This window comes from Cupriavidus sp. 05T41, assembly GCF_056396525.1.
Window position 1 is genome coordinate 26,284 of sequence record NZ_JBFTLQ010000065.1, and the last position, 19,447, is coordinate 45,730.

Genomic DNA, 19,447 nt, shown 5'->3' on the forward strand with positions numbered 1-19,447 from the left:
GGAATCTGGCAGGTAGCCGGCCTGGCGCAGCTGATCCTCGCACGCCGGCTTTCCAAGCCAAGCCGCTATAACAAAGCGAATGGAGACACAACATGGCAGGACCGACGATTGATTTCTGGCAGGCGCGCTTCGAGGCCGGCCAAACACCGTGGGACCGCGGCGCGGCCAGCCCGCAGCTCAAGGCATGGCTGGCCAGCGGCGCCATCCGTCCCGGCGAGGACGTGATCGTGCCCGGCTGCGGCAGCGGCTGGGAAGTAGCCGCGCTGGCGGAGCAGGGCGTGCGCGTGCGCGGCATCGACTACGCGCCGGCGGCGCTGGCGCGCACCGGCGAGCTGCTCGCGCAGACCGGGCTCAAGGCGACGCTGGAACAGGCCGATGTACTGGAGTGGCAGCCGCCCGCGCCCGTGGATGCGGTGTACGAGCAGACTTGCCTGTGCGCGCTGCATCCGGATCACTGGGTTCGCTACGCCGAGCAGCTTCATGCGTGGCTGCGGCCTGGCGGGCAGCTGTTCGCGCTGTTCATGCAGATGCGGCGCGAGAGTGCCGCGGAGGGCGTTGTCGAAGGGCCGCCTTATCACTGTGACATCAATGGGATGCGGGCTTTGTTTCCGGCGGACAAGTGGGAGTGGCCTAAGCCGCCGTTTGCTGCCGTTTCGCATCCTATTGGGGCGGTTGAGTTGGGGGTGGTTTTGGGGAGGTTGTGAAGTCCGGCCTTCCCACCTGCGATGGCTCTTGGCTTGGCAAGCGACAGCCATGATCAAAGCGCGGCCGGCCGGCCTCGACTGCATATTTAATCGGTCGATGCAACACACTGCACACCGCGTGAGCAGATGCCATCGGTGGGCCGATGGCATCTTGATCGCTTAAGTCGGCTCGAAGCAATAGGTACAGATCTTATTGCCATCGGGGTCCCTGACATATGCCGCATAGGCAGTAGGCGTAAAGCTGCGCGGGCCCGGCGCGCCTTCATCATTGGCGCCGAGGCTGAGTGCGGCCTCGTGGAATGCATGTACGGCATCCCGGCTAGGTGCAGCAAAGCTTACTGTGCCGCCATTGGCATAGGTCGACGGCAAGCCATTGCCGGGCTTGGTGACCATGAACTCTGGCCCGAAGGTGCCCCATAGCGATGCTGTTTCGAAGTCTAGGACACGCTGGATGCCGAGTCGGCTCAGGACGGCGTCGTAGAATGCGCGCGAGCGCTCCAGGTCATTGGTGCCGACCACGATATGTGTGAAGATTGCCACGGTGTATCTCCTTGATAGTTGGAGGTAGGAAGAAATTTGGGTCCGTGCTGTGTGCCAGCGGCGACCGAATCGGGGCCAGGAGCGTAAAGCCCTCACGAAGCCCCTCGCATCCATGAAGGCATCAGCGCCAGGGTGCAGTGTTCAGATATCAGTTCCATGGCCGCGTCCTAGTACAGCACCACGGACCGGATCGACTCGCCATGCTTCATGAGGTCGAAGCCCTCGTTGATGCGCTCCAGCGGGAAGCTATGGGTGATCAACTCGTCAATGTTGAGTTTTCCTTCCATGTACCAGTCGACAATCTTCGGTACGTCGGTGCGGCCGCGAGCCCCCCCAAAGGCCGAACCTTTCCATTCACGCCCAGTCACGAGCTGGAATGGCCGCGTCGAGATCTCCGCGCCGGCTTCGGCGACGCCGATGATGATGGATTTGCCCCAGCCCTTGTGACAGCACTCCAGCGCCTGGCGCATGACACGCGTGTTGCCGATGCACTCGAAGCTATAGTCGGCGCCGCCGTCGGTCAGTTGCACGATGTGGTCGACGACGTTGTCGGTATCGCGCGGATTGACGAAGTGCGTCATGCCGAAGCGCCTTGCCATGCCTGCACGAGCGGGATTGAGGTCGACTCCGATAATCTTGTCGGCGCCCACCATGCGCGCGGCCTGGATCACGTTCAGGCCGATTCCCCCGAGTCCGAACACGACAACATTGGCACCCGCCTCGACCCTGGCGGTAAAGATGACCGCGCCGACGCCGGTCGTCACGCCGCAGCCGATGTAGCAAATCTTGTCGAACGGCGCATCCTGCCGCACCCTGGCGACCGCGATTTCCGGCACAACGATGTGATTGGCGAAGGTCGAGGTCCCCATGTAGTGAAATAGAGGCTTGCCGCCGATGGAAAAGCGAGAGGTGCCGTCCGGCATCAGGCCGCGGCCCTGCGTCTGCCTTATCGCCTGGCACAGGTTGGTCTTGCGTGACAGGCAGAACTTGCACTGGCGGCATTCAGGCGTATATAGCGGAATCACGTGGTCGCCCGCTTTCAGGCTCGTGACGTTGGGTCCGACATCCACCACAATGCCAGCGCCCTCGTGGCCGAGGATCGCCGGGAAGATGCCTTCAGGGTCGGCGCCGGACAGCGTGTAATAGTCCGTATGGCAGATGCCGGTCGCCTTCACTTCGATCAGTACCTCGCCGGCGCGCGGCCCGTCGAGGTCAACTTCCTCGATCGCCAGCGGCGCACCGGCTTCCCATGCGACTGCGGCTTTGGTCTTCATTGCATCTCCTCCCTTTTCTCGCTGAGTTTGAATCGCCTTATCGGCCAAGATAGTGTTCAATGCGCTGTCGCAGGCCCGGCTCGGCGGCCGAGCTGACCAGTGCCGCCATGTCCGCGTCCGCGGTTGAAGGCAGCACCGCGGCGTACAGCGCGGTACGGGCGCGGGAGGAAAGCACGCGAGAGGCACCACCATCCTCGACCAGCCGGGCCGGCCAGTCGGCCTGCCCCGCCAGGCGAGAGACCAAGCCAATCCGTGCTGCCTCTTCGGCAGGAATGTCACGCGCCGTCTGCAGGATTTCGCGGGCCGGCTCGGCGCCGACCAGTGCCGCGAAGCGACGCGAGCCGAGCACCAGGTCGAACAGCAGACCGGGCATCCGGAAGTGCGAGTCGACCGTCGCATAGCGGCGCTTGCATGCGGCAAACAGGTCCACACCAGCGCCGAAGTTGCGCCCGTGCGCATATGCCGTGGTCAGGCAGGGCGAGTACGCGACCATCTGCAGCAGCGTTTCGATCCTGACCAGGCGCAGCAGCAAGTCGGCATCGGTCTGCTGGTCGAGGTCTCCCAGGTCGAACCCCGCGCAAAAATTCCGTCCTGCGCCTTGGAAGCGGATCATCGTGGCATCGTCGTCGTGTGCCTGCCGGACCGCGGCGATCAGGGCTTCCACCAGTCCCGGGCAAAGCGCATTGAGCTTGTCTGGACGGTTCAAGGTGAGCGAGACATGTCCGGCCTCGCGTTCGACGATGAGCAGATCGCTCATTGCGCTATCTCCTCACTGGAGGGGACCGCCGAGCCCAGCACTTCGGCATTGTGCTCGCCCAGCGCGGGCGGACCACGGCGGATCGGCAGATTGACCCCGGACAGGCGGATCGGCGAGGCGAAAGTGCTGGTTTCGATGCCATTGGGCAGCGTGAGGGGCTGCACCCATTGCATATGTTCCACCTGCGCGTCGGCGAGCACATCGGAATATGTATTGATTGGTGCGCAGGGCACGCCCGCTTGCCGGAACCGGCTCAGCCAGGTGGCAGCGTCTTCCCGGACGAACTCCGCTTCGAGCATCTCGCGCAGTTCGCGCTGGTGCCGCGCGCGCAGCGTCGGATTGGCGAAGCGATCGTAGGACAGCCATTCCTCGTGCGCCATGACGGCGCACACTGCCCGCCACAGGGTATTGTTGCCGGCCGCCATACCGAAGTAGCCGTCGCGGCAGGCGAACACCTGGTAGGGCGCGTTGCGTGGATGGGCGCTGCCCAACTTGACCGGATCCTTGCGGCTGCCAAAGTACTCGGAGGTCTGCAGTGCAGCGATGCCAAGGGTGGCGCCCAGCATGGAGATATCGACGTGCGTGCCCTCGCCAATGGCCTGTGCCTGCCGCAAGGCGCATACTGCAGAGAATGCCGCATAGAGTCCGGCGGAGAAGTCGGCAATCGGAACGCCGCATTTCACCGGCGCGCCGCCGGGTTCACCGGTCACGCTCATGATGCCGCTCATCGCCTGGAGCGTCAGGTCGAAGCCGCCTTCGCTAGCGCGCGGGCCTGACTGGCCGTAAGCGGAAATCGAGCAGTAGACCAGGCCGGGACTCCCGCCGCGCAGGGCGTCATAGCCGAGACCAAGGCGATCCATGACGCCCGGCCGGTTGTTCTCGATCAGCAGGTCGGCCGAAGCGATCAGGTCGCGGGCGCGGGCGGCATCGTCGGGATCCTTCAGGTTCAGGGTGACAGAGCGCTTGTTCCGGTTCAGCGATGCGAAGTTCTCGCTATAGCCCCCCGAGATCGGCGGCCAGCTCCGCAGCGTGTCGCCCGTCTCGGGATGCTCGATCTTGATGACGTCAGCGCCCATGTCGGCAAGCAGCATGCCGCAGTAGGGACCCGCAGCCACGTTGCAGATTTCGATGACGCGGGTGCCCTCGAGGGGCAGGGCCGGTTTTGCAGGAGTTTTCATTGTCTGGAGGAGAAGTGAAAGGTCGGGAAGCGGGCTGGCAGACGGGATGCGCCCGCCGGACATTGCCGTCAGGCGCCGGTGTGGGGCACGACCAGCAGGTAGAGCAGACCGAAGAAGGTCCCGGCGGTGATGAAGCTGACCAGCGTGAAGCCGAGCACCCGCTGCACTCCGACGCCAGCGATTGCGACCACCGGGATGGCCCAGAAAGGTTGAAGCAGGCTGCCCGCCAGTTCGCCAGCGGCCACTGCCATCGAGGTGCCGGCCAGGGTGGAACCGAGCTGTTGGGCGGCCGGGATAGTGAAGGGGCCTTGGACGGCCCAGTGGCCGCCGCCGCTGGGAATGAAGATGGTAATGACAATGGAGCCCAGGTAGCTCCAGAACGGCAGGGTGTCGCCGGACGCGAAGCGGATGAAGGATGCCGACGCGACTTCCGCCAGCCCGGTCGCATGCATGATGCCCATGATGCCGCCGTAGAAGGGGTACTGCAGCAGCATGGGGCCGGTCACCTTGGCGGCTTCCGTCACGGCATGAACATAGGCCCCGGCGCCGCCGTGCAGGCACAGACCGCCTAGCAGGAAGATGAAGATCACTGTGTTGATGTCCAGCCGGATACCGGTCGCGCTCCATTGCTGCACAAGGTAGGCAGCGCCCGCCACGACGAAGACCAGTGCGCACAGGCGTGACCGCTCGAGCAGGCCGGCCAAGCCGTTGCGGCGCTTCGGCTCAGTCGCCGCGGCTTCGCTGGCTTCAATGGCCTTGGGGTCGGCGGCGATGATGTCGCTGTCGGACGGACGCATCATCATGAAGACCAGCGGCAACAGCAATGTCGCAATCAGGCCAGCCGCGAGATTCCAGATGGAGAAGACCGTATGCGAGAGCGGCACCACGGCGTGCGTATGCTGCTCGACGATATTGAGCGGATTCCCTGGCGTGGCAATGGAAAGGGCAATCGAGCTCGACATGCCGGTGAACGCCCACAGGACCCAGGCCGTATAGCCAGCAGCGACGAGCCAGGCAAAGTCGACCCGTACGCGCTTGGCCACCTCCTTGGCTAGCATGGCGCCGACCACCAACCCGAAGCCCCAATTTAGGAAGGTTGCGAAAGCACCGACGATCGAGACCAGTGCAACGGCCGAGAGGGGACCGGTGGCGAGCATTGTGAGGCGTTGCAGGCCACGCTTGATCATGGGTGCGCTGGCCAGCGCGTAGCCTGTCACCAGCACCAGCACCATCTGGAAGGCGAAGGTGAAGATGCCGAAGATTCCCTTGTACCAGCCGGCCAAAATGTTCGTGACGGTGCCACCTGGGGCAAAGGCGGAGGCACAGGCGGCCGTCATCACTGTCAGGAGAATAACAATGACAAACGGGTCGGGCATCAGCCGCTCGAACAGATATACGCATGAGCTGATCGAGCGCTGCATCCACGTCTTCTGTGACAGCGGTCCGGAAAGAGCGAGTTCCTGTGCTTCCATGATTTGTCTCCACACCAGAATGTTGCGGGCCCGTCTGAGGCCTCTGTAGGCTATTTCTTGCGCGCTATGCGACGGCCGCAGTGGTGGGCAGCGGATGAATCGGGATGACGGACTTCTCCTCCAGTCGCTCCTCCCGCTGCATGGTCATCAGGATCTGGCGCGCGCGGCGCAGGGCCTTGTCGGTCTTAAGGAACAGCTCGGAATAATCGTCCTCCGGATAGGCGAACATCGCCTGCTGCCGTTCCAGTGCCCACTGGTCCTGCGCGACCACGGCGGGGAACATCTCGGCAACCTTGTGCGCAGTTGGGATATCTGGGTCGCTCAGCGTGGTATGGCCCTTCGTGCACGACACGTTCCAGCGCCAGACGAGGTTTTCCTCGTCGACCGGGTAGTGCAGGTGCAGCAGCGTGTATCCGCGTTCCATCTCGGTGCCGAGTTGGCCCTCAGGTGCTACATGCATCTCGACACGCGTCAGGCCCGGGCTGACCATACAGTGCGTATGCAGGCGCTCGACTTCCTCGTAGTGGAACCACTCACGCAGGTAGGGTGGCTGCTTGTAGCCGTGCACGTGGCGGAGCGTCTTGACGTACTCATAGCCCGCGTCGATGCCTTCCTGCAGTTGCACGGGAATGAGGCTATTCTCCTTGTCGCCGATGTTGCCGTCGTGCAAGGGATAGAAGTGCGTGATGTCGAGCAGGTTTTCGATCAGCAGCAGGTAGTTGGCCGGCACTTCTAGCGGCTGGGGCGAGCCGACCCCCACCTTGCCGGGATCAGTGACCTCCGGTGTGCGGGGGGGCTCAATGTTGGCAGCAGCCTTCTGTTCGCCTGGCCAGACCCAGACGACACCGTCCCGCTCGCACACCGGCACCCCATGCAGGCGCGCCTGGGGCGGGATCTTGCCCGGCTGGGACGGAATCTCCACGCATTGCCCGCTCGCGTCATAGCAGAGGCCGTGATACGCGCATTCGAGCCGGCCATCGTCAAGCAGCTTGCTCTGGGAGAGAGGGAAGCGCTTGTGACAGCAGCGATCGTCGAAGGCGACCACCTCTCCATCGTCCGTGCGCCACATGACGACTGGCTTGCCGGCGATCTTGAAGCCCTTGAGCTCATGGACGGGAAATTCCCGCGCGAAACCGATGGGATACCAACAATTCTTCACGTACTCGAACTTGCTCATTTCAGTTGTCTCCACGTTTTTTGGGGGGAATGACGAACGAGCGCGGCGCACGCCGGCTCAGAGGTCGAGGGTCAGGGTCTGGCTCTTAGCGCGGCTGCAGCAGATCATCACGAACTCCTGCTGATCCTCCTCGTCGAGGACGCTATCGCGATGAACGGGATCGCCGTCGAGATAGCGCGTCATGCAGGTCCCGCAGTAGCCTTCCTCGCAGGACACGTCGACTTCCACCGCGTTTTCCCGCAATACCTGGACGATGGTCTTGCCGGGCGGCACGGTGAAGGTCTTTCCGCAGCGTGAAAGCGTGACGTCGAAGGGTTGCTCTGCCTCAGCAGGTACGCTGGCCGGCTTTGACGCCGGCGCCGAGAAGCGTTCGCAATGCCGGGTGCCTGCGTGCCAATGCGCAGAATTGGCTTCCACTGCGTCCATGAAGCGTGACGGGCCGCAGTAATAGAGGTGCGCGCCGTCTGGCTGCTCCCGCAGGACGGCGCTCAGGTCGAGGCCTTTGGCGGGATCGCCGCCATCATGGTGGATGTGGGCGATGCCGGCGTGCACGAGCGGCGAGAGATCGTCGAGGAAGGCCGTCCGCCGTGGGGACCGGGTGCTGTAGTACAGCGTGAAGGTGTCGCGCCGTGCCAGTGCCGCCGACATCATGGACTTGATAGGGGTAATGCCGATGCCACCCGCTACGAATACATGGTGCGAAGCGTCATCGGCCAGCGGAAAATGATTACGCGGCCTGGAAATGGTGATGCGGTCGCCGGCGGCAAGCTGGTGGATCGCGGCGGAACCGCCTCGCCCCGCTGGTTCCCTGAGGACGGCGATGACGTAGCGGCTGGTGTCATGCGCGCTGCTGCAAATCGAATACTGGCGAATCAACCCGCCCGGCAAATGGACGTCAATATGGGCGCCTGCAGAGAATGCCGGTAGTGGCATGCCGAATAGGTCTGCCAGCTCGAACGCCCGGATATCTTCGGCGAGCTCGCTGACAGAGCGGATCGAAACGGGGATTTTTCCGGCGACCCGGTCATTTGCGGTGACGGTATCGCGTCTGCTTTCGACGATGAGGTCCATCGCGGTCTCCTGGAGGGTGCCCCGACCGCGTCGCTTGAGCAAATCGCGGCGGTCAGGTCGTCGTGGTTTGCTCAAGCATAGATTTTCGACTGTTTAATTCAAGCGATATTTTCAGGCACTATAACATCAATAAATTTGATGTGTCTGGAGAGAGAGGGACTTCACGTTTTTATGGTGAGAAACGGTGAATGATTCGGAAAAGTCGGTTGTAACGCGCTTTATCAAGCGTATTTGTGCCTTGCCCAGGGATTTCTACACGGCCGACGGTGGAAACCCTTACTTCTGAAAATCGCTGATATGTCCGGCGAGTTCGGCAATCGTGCTCGGGAGGGAATAAGTGTGTTCAGGCGAAACAGCGGCGACAAACTCGACGGGCTCAAAAGGATCTCGGACTCCGATAATCTCGAGTTGCCCACCGTCGAGTTGCCGGCGGTAATTGGGAATCGGCAAATAGGTAATTCCCATTTCGGCCATCGCGAGCGAAGCCGCGACGCCCATGCTCTTGCAGCGCGCCAGATAGCGGCAATGGGCGTGATCACGCTGAAACCAGGCGTTAATGGCGGCGCTATGGAAAGACTGGGGCTTCAAACCGATCAGCGGGTATTGCGCAAGCTCCGACGGCGCATAAGTCTTGTGTGCCATTTTCAGGCCCGGGCTCGCCATCCAGGCGAATTCGACTTTGCCGAGTGGGATTGTGGAGACGTCCTGCATGCGTGTGTGCCCGGGAGCCAGCACCAGATCCAGCTCGCCCTGCGTGAGGGCATCCATCAGGTCGCTGGTGAGTGCCTCGTCGATTTCCAGCCTCACTTGCGGATACTGCCTGGCTATGGCCTTGATCAGTGCGGGGAGCCACGTAGTGGATACGACTTCAGCAACCCCCATGCGGACGGTGCCACTCACTGCGCTCGGCGCCGCAACGCGATGCGAGAGTTCCGCTGAAAGGTTCAGGATGCGTGCGGCATAGTCGAGCACCTCGCGTCCATGCGGCGTCAGCCTTGCCTTGCGTTGCGTCCTGTCAAAAAGCTCAACCCCGAGGCTACGCTCAAGCTCGCGCAATCGCATGGAGACGGTGGACTGCGTAGCGCAAAGTCGCTCGGCTGCCGCCGCAAAACCGTCGAGCTGAACAATCCAGTAGAACGTTTCGAGTTGCTGTAGCGTCACGGCTTTCTGTCGCCTCCTGTAAGTGCATTGCAGGAGAAAGGATACAGGACGCCAGGGGCCTAACGGCTGCGCCCGTTCGATGGCGGCTCCTTGCAATTGACGGTCGTCGTCGGCTAGTTGGAGGTGGCGCGAGCGGGTCATGCGGATGCCCCCTGTGCTTGACGCTCCCACCCAAGGCATGGCTCACCATGGCTCACCCTAGAGGAGGCAGGCCGCGCCCAACGATTGGACTACTCCCGGCTATCGAATCAACGTAGAACTGCTTGGGGCCCTCATAGCAACACCTGGGGCATATTGAGACTGTTGCGCGCTTTGGGGTGTCGAACCAACGGCTCTTACGGCCCCCAGCGTAGCGACCGTCCCCCCCCTCTTCGACCTCTCATTCCGAGGCATCCCCGGCGCGTTTCGCTCAACGACGCCTCGCATGGTCACTCTGGATAACCGCATAGGCGGATCGCAGAATCGACGTTCTGCATGCCTCAGTAATCCACGGCCAGCTGCATGAGTTGACGCGGGCACTCCGGGTCCGCCCCATGCTGCAAGTGATGCCGTGACAGGGTGCCGCATCAGCCTGGCGGCTCGGTTGTTTGACCGAAGGGCGTGCTCATAGGCTGCTCGCATAAATCGCTCGCTCCCCCAGAAAACCTTGATCGTCACGCCGCTTGACGTAGCCCGTCGTCACGACTATAACCATCCATATGGATGGTAAGGGGATGGTGTCAGGATGGTAAATGTGACGTGGAAAACCCGCCGAACCCTCCCCGCATGACAAACCAGGAGAAAAAGTGACGATGGAAAAGCCTACAGCACAGATCGCGACGCTCAGACCAAAGGGGGGCGAGACAGAGAAAATCACCATCAACCTCGGTCCGGTTGATCTGGGCCAGATCGATCTATTGGTGGAGGAAGGCTTCTATTCCAACCGAACCGACCTGATCCGCACCGCCATTCGCAACCAGCTCGCCGTGCATGCACAAGCGATTCAGGAAACGGCAACACGGCGGGCGCTGGTTCTGGGCCTTCAGCATTTCTCGAAGCAAGACCTCGAGGCGGCGTTGAAGGCCAACGAGAAACTGGCCATTCACGTGCTCGGTTTGGCGAGCATTGCATCGGATGTCAGTCCCGAACTGGCGTTGGCGACGATCGAGTCGATCGTGGTGCTAGGCGCCTTTCACGCGCCAGCCGCCGTCAAGGCGGCATTGGCTGGACGCATACGGTAGTAGGCGGCAATTTCGCCGCGCCTGGTTCGCCAGGCCTGCAGAGACCCCAACATGAAAATGAACGACGCCTTTCTTGCCTCGATGCATGAGGCAATGCACCTGCTGCAGACGGCGGGCCCGATGGAGGCCACTGCCGTCATCCAGCGCGCACTTCGCGGGCAGTCGCCAACCGGCAACACAGGCGAAGCGCGAGCACCGATGCCGGCGCAAGTGGTGCAATCCTTGTTGACGGACAACACGTCACAGGGCCGGGCCGATACAGCGCCATCCGTGGAACCCGCCGCGCCGCGCCGCGCGCCACCGACTGCAATGCCCGGCCACTTCAGACGGCACACCTTTGCCAACCAGGCCGGGCAACGGTCCTACAAGGTCTATATCCCCGCCGGGCATTTGCAGGAGCCGATGCCCTTGGTGGTCATGCTGCACGGCTGCACGCAGGATGCCGATGACTTTGCCGCCGGCACGCGCATGAACGCGCTGGCGGACAAACTCGGCTTTGCGGTCGTGTACCCGATCCAGGCCGCCGATGCCAACACGTCGAAATGCTGGAACTGGTTTCGCCCTGGCGACCAGCAAGCCGACCGGGGCGAGCCGTCGATCATCGCGGGCATCACTCGCGAGGTCATGGCCAGCCACAGCATCGATCCGGATCGAGTCTATGTTGCGGGGCTGTCCGCCGGTGGCGCGATGGCGGCGGTGCTGATCCAGCGCTATCCGGACCTTTTTGCCGCAGCTGGCGTCCACTCGGGGCTGCCGACAGGGTGCGCGCATGACCTGCCTTCGGCGCTGGCGGCCATGAAGGGTGGCAAGGGATCGGGCGCTTCCAGGCGCGGCATTGCGCCGCCGGCGCGGCCGGTGCGTCCACTGATCGTGTTCCACGGCGATGCGGATCACACCGTGCATGCGTCGAACGGGGCGCGACTGATCGAGCCGTACGAACAAGGCCACGATCACAAGCACACTGAGCGCGAGACCGTCCGTGCAGGCCATGCCTACACGCGCTACCGGATCTTGCCGCCTGGTGGCGTGGATGCGGAATACTGGCTGATTCACGGCGCGGGGCATGCCTGGGCCGGTGGCGGCAGCGGCGGGTCGTACACTGACGCAAAAGGGCCGGATGCCAGCGTGGAAATGCTGCGATTTTTCCTCGCCCATCCCCGGCGTTCCTGAATCAAGCAAAATATGCCGTGATACATCTCATCAGACGCGGGCGAGGGGCATGGCTAGCCGTCGCCGCGTCGCGCGCCCGCTGGGGCGAGCCCTTGGCAGCCGGCGCTATGATTGCCGAGTACTCGCCCACGATCGGCTGGCCGGCCCAGCTAGGCAAGTGCTTTGCAAACGACTTCGGCGGTTTCCTTGGAAAGGCCCGGCGTCGCCGCGACTCCCTCCAGCGCGGCGCGCATCAGCGCGCGACGCCGCGGCTCGAAGCGCCTGTAGCGCTCGAAGTTGCGCACCATACGGGAGGCCACCTGCGGATTGATTTCATCAAGCGCCACCGCTTGCTCGATCATCAGCTCGTATCCGCAGCCGTCGGCCGCGTGGAATTGGGCCTGGTTTGCGCCAAAGCTGCCCAGCAGCGCGTAGACCTTATTGGGATTCTTCAGTGTGAAGACCGGATGCGCGGTCAGTTCGCGAACCCGCGCGACCGTTCCGGGTAAGCGGGACAGTGCCTCCAGTCCGAGCCACTTGTCTACCACCAGCGGCTCGCCCTGCCACTTGGCGTAGAAGGCGTCGAGTGAATCGCGGCGCTCGGGCCAATCGCAGTTGGCGATGGCGGTGAGCGCCGCCATTGTGTCGGTCATGTTGTCGGCGGTCTGGAGTTGCACGAGGCACATTCGGTGCGAATCTTCGTCGCCGAGGTCCACCAGCATGGCCAGGCAGAGATTGCGCAACGCGCGGCGACCGATCGACGCGGCGTCGGGCTTGTAGGGACCGGGTGTGGCGAAGCTGTCGTACGAGCGGCGCAACTCGGAGCGCAGCCGATCGGCCAGGAACTTGCGCATCGCCAGCCGCACCTCGTGCACGGCCTGAGGGTCGATCTCATCGAGCTGTTCGCCGATCACTACTTCGGACGGCAGCGCGAGTGCCTCGGCAGCGAAGGCCGGATTCCGCGCGGCGCCGTCAAGCACGCGGCCGAAGGCACGGGCCAAGTGGTCCGGGAATTGCACTGGCCGGCCGGCGCGATGATCGACTACACCGGCGAGCAGCAAGTTCATCGCGAGATGCTGCCCCGCTTCCCAGCGGTTGAACGGATCGCTGTCGTAGCTCAGAAGATGTTGTAGCGCCTCATCGCTGTAGTCGTAGTCGATAACCACAGGCGCGGAAAAGTCGCGGAGCAGCGACGGCACGGGACGGGCCGGCACATCCAGGAAGCGGAATGCCGCCGTCTCCTGGCGTAGCGACAGCACTCGGCTCGTGCATTGGGCCGTCTCCTCACCTTCGAGGCGCAGTGGCATCTCCTGGCCATCGGCGTCGATCAGACCGACTGCCAGCGGGATGTGCATTGGCTGCTTGACCGGCTGCCCCGGGGTGGGCGGGCAGTGTTGTGTCACGGTCAGCTCGTAGGTACGCGTGGCCGCGTCATGGCGGTCGCGGATGGACAGGCGCGGAGTACCGGCCTGCTCGTACCATAGCTTGAACTGGGCGAGATCCACACCGCTTGCATCCTGGATCGCGCTCACCAGATCATCGGTCGTGACCGCTTGCCCATCATGACGTTCGAAGTAGAGTTCGATGCCTTTGCTGAAGGCTAACGCGCCAACCAGCGTGCGCATCATGCGCACCAGCTCTGCCCCCTTGCTGTAGACCGTGGCAGTATAGAAATTGCTGATCTGCTGGTAGGAGCGCGGTCTCACCGGGTGCGCCATCGGGCCGGCGTCCTCCGGGAACTGGCCCGCGCGCAGATTGCGCACAGCCTGGATGCGCGACACTGCGCGCGAGTATCGGTCGCCAGCGTACTGCTGCTCGCGGAAGACCGTCAGCCCCTCCTTGAGCGCAAGCTGGAACCAGTCCCGGCAGGTGACGCGGTTGCCGGTCCAGTTGTGGAAGTACTCATGGGCAACCGTGCGATCGATGAAGCTGAAGTCCCAGTCGGTGGAGATGTCCGCCCGGGCAAGCACCAGCTTGGTGTTGAAAATGTTCAGGCCTTTGTTCTCCATCGCGCCGGCGTTGAAGTCCCCCACCGCGACGACGTTGTACTGGTCAAGATCGATCTCCAGGCCGTAGGTGTCCTCCTCCCACTTCATCGCGTGCTTGAGCGACTGCAGCGCGAACTCGCACTGATCCAGCTTGCCGGGCTCAACGAAAAAGCGCAGCGGCACCGTGCGGCCTGAGCGGGTCGTGAAGCTGTCCTCGCGGCCGTCGAGCCGTGCAGCCACGACGGCGAAGAGGTAAGAGGGCTTGGGAAAGGGGTCTTCCCAGCGGGCCCAGTGACGGCCGCCAGCCTCGTCGCCTTGGCCGGTGAGGTTGCCGTTGGCCAGCAGCACGGGATACCGGGCCTTGTCGGCATGCAGCGTGACCGAATAGCGGGCCATCACGTCCGGCCGGTCGAGAAAAGGTGTGATGCGCCGGAAGCCCTCCGCCTCGCAAAGACTGAAGAAGCCGGTGCTGGAGGTATAGATCCCCATCAGCTTGGTGTTCTGGCTGGGGTTGAGGTGGCTGACGGTCGTCAGCCTGAAGGCGTCGGGGGCGTTCCGCAGGGTCAGGTGGCGCTCGTCGAGCATGTAGCGGTCCGGGCCGAGCGGGATGCCGTCGAGGGCCACCGACTCCACCACAAGCTCGTCAAGATCGAGCCGCAGCGGCGCCTCGGGTTCGACTGCCTTGGGGTTGCGGCGGACCGTGATCCGGGCGAGTACACGCGCATTGTCCTCGGCGGCGAAGTCTACGTCGAGCTCGACCTCGGGGATCAGGAAACTGGGCGGCGCGTAATCCTTCAGATAGACCGTTGCGGCTGCTGGGACGTCCATGCTGTGGCTCCCTATCGCGTCAGAGATCGGGCTTGGTGCAGGCTTCGACGACGATCATGCTGATGAACTGCAGCTTGGCCACGACCGGCTTGGACATCACGAAGGGGTAGAAATCCGGTTCGCCCATGCTGCGCGCCATCTCGTTGAGGACCATGGTTACCTCGAGCCACGCGTTGAGGAGGGATAGAAAGCGCTCGGCACCGGGGTCTTCGGGTGCGTACAGCGCATCTCGCGTGAACGGCTGGATGTCTCCATCGAGATCCTCGGCATCCAGGCCGAAGCCTAGCGCCGTGCCTAGGCTGTCGACCACGTGCAGGTAGTGAGCCCACGTTTCGGCCCAGTCCTCCCAAGGGTGCATCGTCGCGTATGAGCTGATGTAAGCGTTGGCCCAATCGGGGGGAGGTCCTTGCTCGTAGTTGCGCTTGAGCGCCTCGGCATAGCTGGCGCGCTCATCGCCAAAGAGCAGCCGGAATGGCTCTAGCCACCCGGTGTTCCAGACCAGCCGGTCCCAGTAGTAGTGGCCCACCTCGTGGCGGAAGTGCCCCAGCAGCGTACGGTAGGGCTCCCGCAGGCCATGCCTGATGTGCTCGCGCTTGGCATCATCGGCCTCCTCGACGTTGAGCGTGATCAGGCCGCTGGCATGCCCGGTCATGACGCACGGGCCTCCGGGCGGCGAGCGCAGGAAATCGAACATCAGGCCGTGCTCGGGATCTTCCTCCACCTTGGATCGCACTGGCAGGCCCAGCGCGAGCAATTGCGAAACCAGCCGGCGCTTGGCGACCTCGATTTTCGTCCAGTAGAGTACGTTGTCAGCGTCGTCGAGGTCGGGGATGGTGCGGTTGAGCCGGCAGGCGATGCAGTGTGGCTGGGGATTGTGCGCATATATCATCCAGTTGCACGCGGCAGGGGAGTCACGGTTCGCGCAGAACTTCAGCAACTCCTTGCGGCCTTCCTCGCGCCAGGTACCGGGTTCGGGGCCCGGTTCAAGTGCGCCAAGCCGGCCTTCGTCCGGCAGGAAGCCCAGGGGCGAGTTGCATGCCAGACATAGCGTGTTGCGGAAGAAGACGTGGTTGCCGCAACGGCACTTGTAGGCACGCGAGTGGCGCTCGACGCGCACGTCATGCCTCTTCCACTGCGTGTCCACCTCTTGGCTGAGCGACGCCAGCAGATTGTGCATGTCTCCCCCCAAATGATGGAGCACGGTGAGACAAGAATAGGCAACAGGCGGGGAGCTGCAAGATTAAGATTCCCGTTGACTTGAGTCATCCAGTTCGTGCCCGGCAACGCCTGAACAGCATGGGCGCGGGCGCCACAAGCGACATGCAGAGCCCTTTGGGTCCACGGTTACCAATGGATGCCGATTTGGAGGGGTCGCCGGCCTGCCTGACGTAGGAGCTTCTTGCCCGCGATGACCGGGGGCATGGGTTGAGTATCGGCACGAGGCGGGTCTGCGTTTCACGACCCTCAAGCCAGAGCAGCAGGTGAAAGACTGCCTATGAGTCAGCCGTTCAGCTTCCAGAGCAAAAAACACCGCTGATGCGATTCGGATGGAGGAAATGTTTCTACAGGAGTACCGAGATGCGCGGACGGTCTTTTCGCGGGCATTCTAGACGGATGCGGGTAGGCCGATGAGACTACTCGTCGCCGCTGGAGACGACGTCCGTTAGCCTGGCTGAAGCCGCCATCCGAATGACCGATTGAGCGTGAGTGCCAAAGGCGCTTCATGGCCGTCTCGGTCCGATAGCCGCCGCGAAACCACGGCCGTCTCTGGAACGACCGCTTCTCAAGCGAGGGCTGCCACGTGGCCGACCCCGACGTCTTGCTTTCCCGTTCACAGAACACCTGCGCAATATGTTCGGTGTTCCCACTCAAGCGGAAGCACCAAGCAATGGGTAAGACCGTCCGTGGACCAATCATTTCCCCAGTGCCAGCATCACAAGTCATCAGCGCACTCGAAAATGGAGCCACGACATGACCGCCCGCCAACGCCGCCCACGCACCGCCGCCGAAGCCAGAAAAGCCGCCAGGGAAGCCCGGCTAGTAGCCGACCCCTTGCTGCCGGAAATCCAGCCCACGCCCACCGCCCAATGGCCCCAGGAAACCATCCAGCAAAGCTGCGACGACCTCCTGCGCGTGAGCGCCGGCCTGGAATCCGTCCTGACCCTGCTGGAGTTGCAGGCCGGGGAGCAGGCCGCCAATAGCGGCCTGCATGCGCTGCTGTCTCCGCTGAAGCGACAACTGGACCAGGCAGTGGACCGGGTACAGGCCCTGTACTGACGCCAGCAAAACCCACCCGAGACCCGCCTCGACGGGTCTCGTACCGGCCATTGCGTAAGCCAACTTGCGGAAGCAACAGAAGTCCGCCGCCGAAATTTCCGAACCCCGGCGAGCAAAACCGCTCACCCCCCGCACCGCAGCACCGCCCACCCGTGGGTAATCCCCACCTCCGCATAGCCAGTCCGCACAAGAGCCGCCCCACTAGTTTTGTTACGGTGGCACAGCCAGCGAAAGCGCGGCACTTCGCCCGCGAGGCATCCCCCCCTAAGCCAGGAGACAACGTTGGAGATCCTGCAACTGACCATCTCAGGCATTGCCCTGGGCTGTATCTACGCCCTGATCGCGCTGGGTTTCGTGCTGATCTACAAGGCGACCGAGACCGTGAACTTTGCCCAGGGCGAGTTCATGATGCTGGGCGCGTTTGCCGGGGTGGTGCTGACCATGATGGGGTTGCCGCTGTGGCTGGCGGTGCCGTTGACGGTCGCGGGCATGGCGGGGTTCGGGATGCTGGTGGAGCGGCTGGCGATCCGGCCGATCCTGGGGCAGCCGCAGTTCACGGTGGTGATGCTGACCATTGGCATGGGGTATGTGATGCGCGGCGTAATCACCATGGTGCCGGGCATCGGGGCGGGTACGCATACGTTGCCGGTGCCTTACCAGGGCATGGTGTGGCGCGCGGGCGCGCTGGTGCTGAGCGTGGAGCAGGTGGCGGTGATCGGGGCGACGGCGGGCTTGTGCGTGTTGTTGTACGGGGTGTTCCGCTATAGCCGGATCGGGGTGGCGATGCAGGCGAGTTCGCAGAACCAGCTTGCCGCCTATTACATGGGCATTCCGGTGCGGCGGCTGAACGGGCTGGTGTGGGGCTTGTCGGCGGCGGTGGCGGCGCTGGCGGGGTTGTTGCTGGCGCCGATCACGTTTGTGCATGCCAGCATGGGCTTGCTGGGGCTGAAGGCGTTTCCGGCGGCGGTGGTGGGGGGCTTTGGCAGCCTGCCGGGGGCCATCGTGGGCGGGCTGGTGATCGGGGTGGTGGAGTCGCTGGCGGGGTTTTACCTGCCGGAGGGCTTCAAGGATGTGGCGGCGTATGTGGTGGTGCTGATCGTGCTGGCGGTCAGGCCTAACGGGTTGTTTGGCGAGAACCTGCGCAAGAAGGTGTAGAGACGCGATGCGATTCCTCTTCAAGACCGATTATCGCCAGGACCTGCGCCTGGCCGGAAAGCCCGGGCAGGCCTTGTGGTACGTGCTGCTGCTGGCGTGTTTGCTGGTGGCGCCGGCCTGGGCCGGCAGTTACTGGATTGCGCAGCTGGGCTTTGTGCTGATCTATGCGATTGCGGGGCTGGGGCTGATGGTGCTGGCCGGCTATACCGGGCTGCTGTCGATCGGGCATGCGGCGTTCCTGGGCGTGGGGGCGTATGCGCAGGCGTGGCTGACCGGGCATGGCGTGCCGTTCGTGCCGGCCCTGGTGGCGTCGGCTGTGTTGTCCGCGGCGACGGGTGTGGTGGTGGGACTGCCGGCGCTGCGGGTGAAGGGCATCTATCTGGCGATTGCCACGCTGGCCTTCGGTTTCATCATGGAGGAGGTGATGGCGCGCTGGGAGGGGGTGACCGGGGGCAACGCGGGGCTGCCGGTGGCGGCGCCGGAGGTGGCCGGTTATACGCTGGATAGCCCGGTGGCGTTCTATTACTTGTCGCTGGCGGTGTGCCTGCTGGCGACGCTGGGGGTGCTGAACCTGCTGCGCGGCGCGACCGGGCGGGCCTTCATCGCCATCCGGGATTCGGAGATCTCGGCGCAGAGCATGGGGATTCACCTGGCGCGCTACAAGACCTTGTCGTTCGCGTTGTCGGCGGGGCTGGTGGGGCTGGCCGGGGCGTTGTATGCGCACAAGCTGCGCTTTATCTCGCCGGAGCAGTTCGGCATCGGGCAGTCCATCGATCTGTTGTTGCTGGTCGTGGTGGGCGGGCTGGGTTCGGTGCACGGCGCGTTCCTGGGGGCGGCGTTCCTGATCGTGATGCCGCAGCTGATCGTGCTGGCCAAGGACTGGCTGCCGCCTGCGGTGGCGCAGGCGAGCGGCTTGCAGGCGCTGGTGTACGGGCTGGTGCTGATGGGTTTTGTGTTGTTCGAGCCGATGGGGCTGTACGGGCGCTGGTGCAAGATCCGCACTTACCTGGAGCTGTTTCCGTTCTACCGCCAGGGCATGTTCCGGCGGCAGAAGGCGTTCCAGCGCTCCGAGCGCCTGAAATAAGGAGGGTGCGTCATGTCGCATAGCCATTCCGAACCCTTGCTGAGCGTGCGCGACCTGACCGTGCGCTTTGGCGGCGTGCTGGCGCTCAACGGCGTGAGCTTCGACGTGCGCGCGGGCGAGGTGTTTACGCTGATCGGGCCGAACGGGGCGGGCAAGACCACGGTGTTCAACCTGATCAGCCGCATCTATCCGCCCACCGGCGGGGAAATCCTGTGGCAGGGCCAGCCACTCACGCGCATGCCGCCGCACGCGATTGCGGCGCAGGGCATTGCGCGCACGTTCCAGAACATCGAGTTGTTCGAGCACGCCACGGTGCTGCAGAACCTGCTGATCGGCCACCACACGCACCGCGCCGCTGGCTTCTGGGCAGACCTGCTGTTCACGTCGGCGGCGCGCCGCTCGGAGCTGGCGG

General features: G+C 63.6%; 17 protein-coding genes. 7 read left to right on the forward strand and 10 right to left on the reverse strand.

Annotated features, from left to right (window positions below; genetic code table 11):
- Positions 1-92: 92 nt before the first annotated feature.
- Positions 93-704: a methyltransferase domain-containing protein gene (locus tag AC1DKV_RS29640; RefSeq protein WP_441615366.1), complete on the forward strand. Its 612-nt coding sequence runs from the start codon at positions 93-95 to the stop codon at positions 702-704.
- Positions 705-863: 159 nt separating this feature from the next.
- Here AC1DKV_RS29640 and AC1DKV_RS29645 read toward each other — a convergent pair whose 3' ends face one another.
- The 8 genes from AC1DKV_RS29645 to AC1DKV_RS29680 form a co-directional block, all read right to left on the reverse strand.
- On the reverse strand, positions 864-1,244 hold the full coding sequence (locus tag AC1DKV_RS29645; RefSeq protein WP_441615368.1) for a VOC family protein: 381 nt from the start codon (positions 1,242-1,244) through the stop codon (positions 864-866).
- Positions 1,245-1,411: 167 nt separating this feature from the next.
- Positions 1,412-2,518 (reverse strand): S-(hydroxymethyl)glutathione dehydrogenase/class III alcohol dehydrogenase, encoded by a 1,107-nt coding sequence (locus AC1DKV_RS29650; protein ID WP_441615370.1) that lies wholly within the window; start codon positions 2,516-2,518, stop codon positions 1,412-1,414.
- A 37-nt stretch (positions 2,519-2,555) separates the two neighbouring features.
- Complete coding sequence (locus AC1DKV_RS29655) at positions 2,556-3,275, reverse strand: enoyl-CoA hydratase/isomerase family protein (protein ID WP_441615372.1); 720 nt, start codon at positions 3,273-3,275, stop codon at positions 2,556-2,558.
- Positions 3,272-4,453, reverse strand: a complete 1,182-nt coding sequence (locus tag AC1DKV_RS29660; protein ID WP_441615438.1) for a CaiB/BaiF CoA transferase family protein — start codon at positions 4,451-4,453, stop codon at positions 3,272-3,274. Before AC1DKV_RS29660 ends, AC1DKV_RS29655 begins: the two co-directional genes overlap by 4 nt.
- A gap of 68 nt (positions 4,454-4,521) precedes the next feature.
- Positions 4,522-5,925, reverse strand: a complete 1,404-nt coding sequence (locus tag AC1DKV_RS29665; protein WP_441615374.1) for a TIGR00366 family protein — start codon at positions 5,923-5,925, stop codon at positions 4,522-4,524.
- Between the two features lie 64 nt (positions 5,926-5,989).
- Positions 5,990-7,102: a Rieske 2Fe-2S domain-containing protein gene (locus tag AC1DKV_RS29670; protein WP_441615376.1), complete on the reverse strand. Its 1,113-nt coding sequence runs from the start codon at positions 7,100-7,102 to the stop codon at positions 5,990-5,992.
- Positions 7,103-7,159: 57 nt separating this feature from the next.
- The gene (locus tag AC1DKV_RS29675) at positions 7,160-8,173 is read right to left on the reverse strand and encodes a PDR/VanB family oxidoreductase (protein ID WP_441615378.1); all 1,014 of its coding nucleotides are present in this window, start codon (positions 8,171-8,173) and stop codon (positions 7,160-7,162) included.
- 276 nt (positions 8,174-8,449) lie between these two features.
- On the reverse strand, positions 8,450-9,334 hold the full coding sequence (locus AC1DKV_RS29680) for a LysR family transcriptional regulator (protein ID WP_441615379.1): 885 nt from the start codon (positions 9,332-9,334) through the stop codon (positions 8,450-8,452).
- Between the two features lie 791 nt (positions 9,335-10,125).
- Here AC1DKV_RS29680 and AC1DKV_RS29685 point away from each other — a divergent pair.
- Positions 10,126-10,554 carry a CopG family transcriptional regulator gene (locus AC1DKV_RS29685; protein ID WP_441615440.1) on the forward strand — a complete coding sequence of 143 codons (429 nt, stop codon included), beginning with the start codon at positions 10,126-10,128 and terminating at the stop codon, positions 10,552-10,554.
- Between the two features lie 51 nt (positions 10,555-10,605).
- A complete protein-coding gene (locus tag AC1DKV_RS29690; RefSeq protein ID WP_441615381.1) occupies positions 10,606-11,724 on the forward strand; it encodes an extracellular catalytic domain type 1 short-chain-length polyhydroxyalkanoate depolymerase in 1,119 nt (372 codons plus the stop codon).
- 149 nt (positions 11,725-11,873) lie between these two features.
- Here the strand turns inward: AC1DKV_RS29690 and pepN are convergent, their stop codons facing one another.
- Both pepN and AC1DKV_RS29700 read right to left on the reverse strand, forming a co-directional pair.
- Positions 11,874-14,519, reverse strand: coding sequence for an aminopeptidase N (pepN, locus tag AC1DKV_RS29695; protein WP_441615383.1), 2,646 nt, complete (start codon positions 14,517-14,519; stop codon positions 11,874-11,876).
- 19 nt (positions 14,520-14,538) lie between these two features.
- Entirely contained in the window at positions 14,539-15,696 is a 1,158-nt protein-coding gene (locus AC1DKV_RS29700; protein WP_441615385.1) for a zinc-binding metallopeptidase family protein, read from the reverse strand.
- Positions 15,697-16,490: 794 nt separating this feature from the next.
- On the opposite strand from AC1DKV_RS29700, the gene AC1DKV_RS29705 reads away from it, so the two are divergent.
- The 4 genes from AC1DKV_RS29705 to AC1DKV_RS29720 all read left to right on the forward strand — a co-directional run.
- Positions 16,491-16,796, forward strand: coding sequence for a DUF1484 family protein (locus AC1DKV_RS29705; RefSeq protein ID WP_441615387.1), 306 nt, complete (start codon positions 16,491-16,493; stop codon positions 16,794-16,796).
- 282 nt (positions 16,797-17,078) lie between these two features.
- On the forward strand, positions 17,079-17,951 hold the full coding sequence (locus AC1DKV_RS29710) for a branched-chain amino acid ABC transporter permease (RefSeq protein WP_441615389.1): 873 nt from the start codon (positions 17,079-17,081) through the stop codon (positions 17,949-17,951).
- Positions 17,952-17,958: 7 nt separating this feature from the next.
- Positions 17,959-19,035, forward strand: a complete 1,077-nt coding sequence (locus tag AC1DKV_RS29715) for a branched-chain amino acid ABC transporter permease (RefSeq protein ID WP_441615391.1) — start codon at positions 17,959-17,961, stop codon at positions 19,033-19,035.
- A gap of 12 nt (positions 19,036-19,047) precedes the next feature.
- A partial coding sequence (locus tag AC1DKV_RS29720; RefSeq protein WP_477138644.1) for an ATP-binding cassette domain-containing protein occupies positions 19,048-19,447 on the forward strand: 400 nt, incomplete at its 3' end.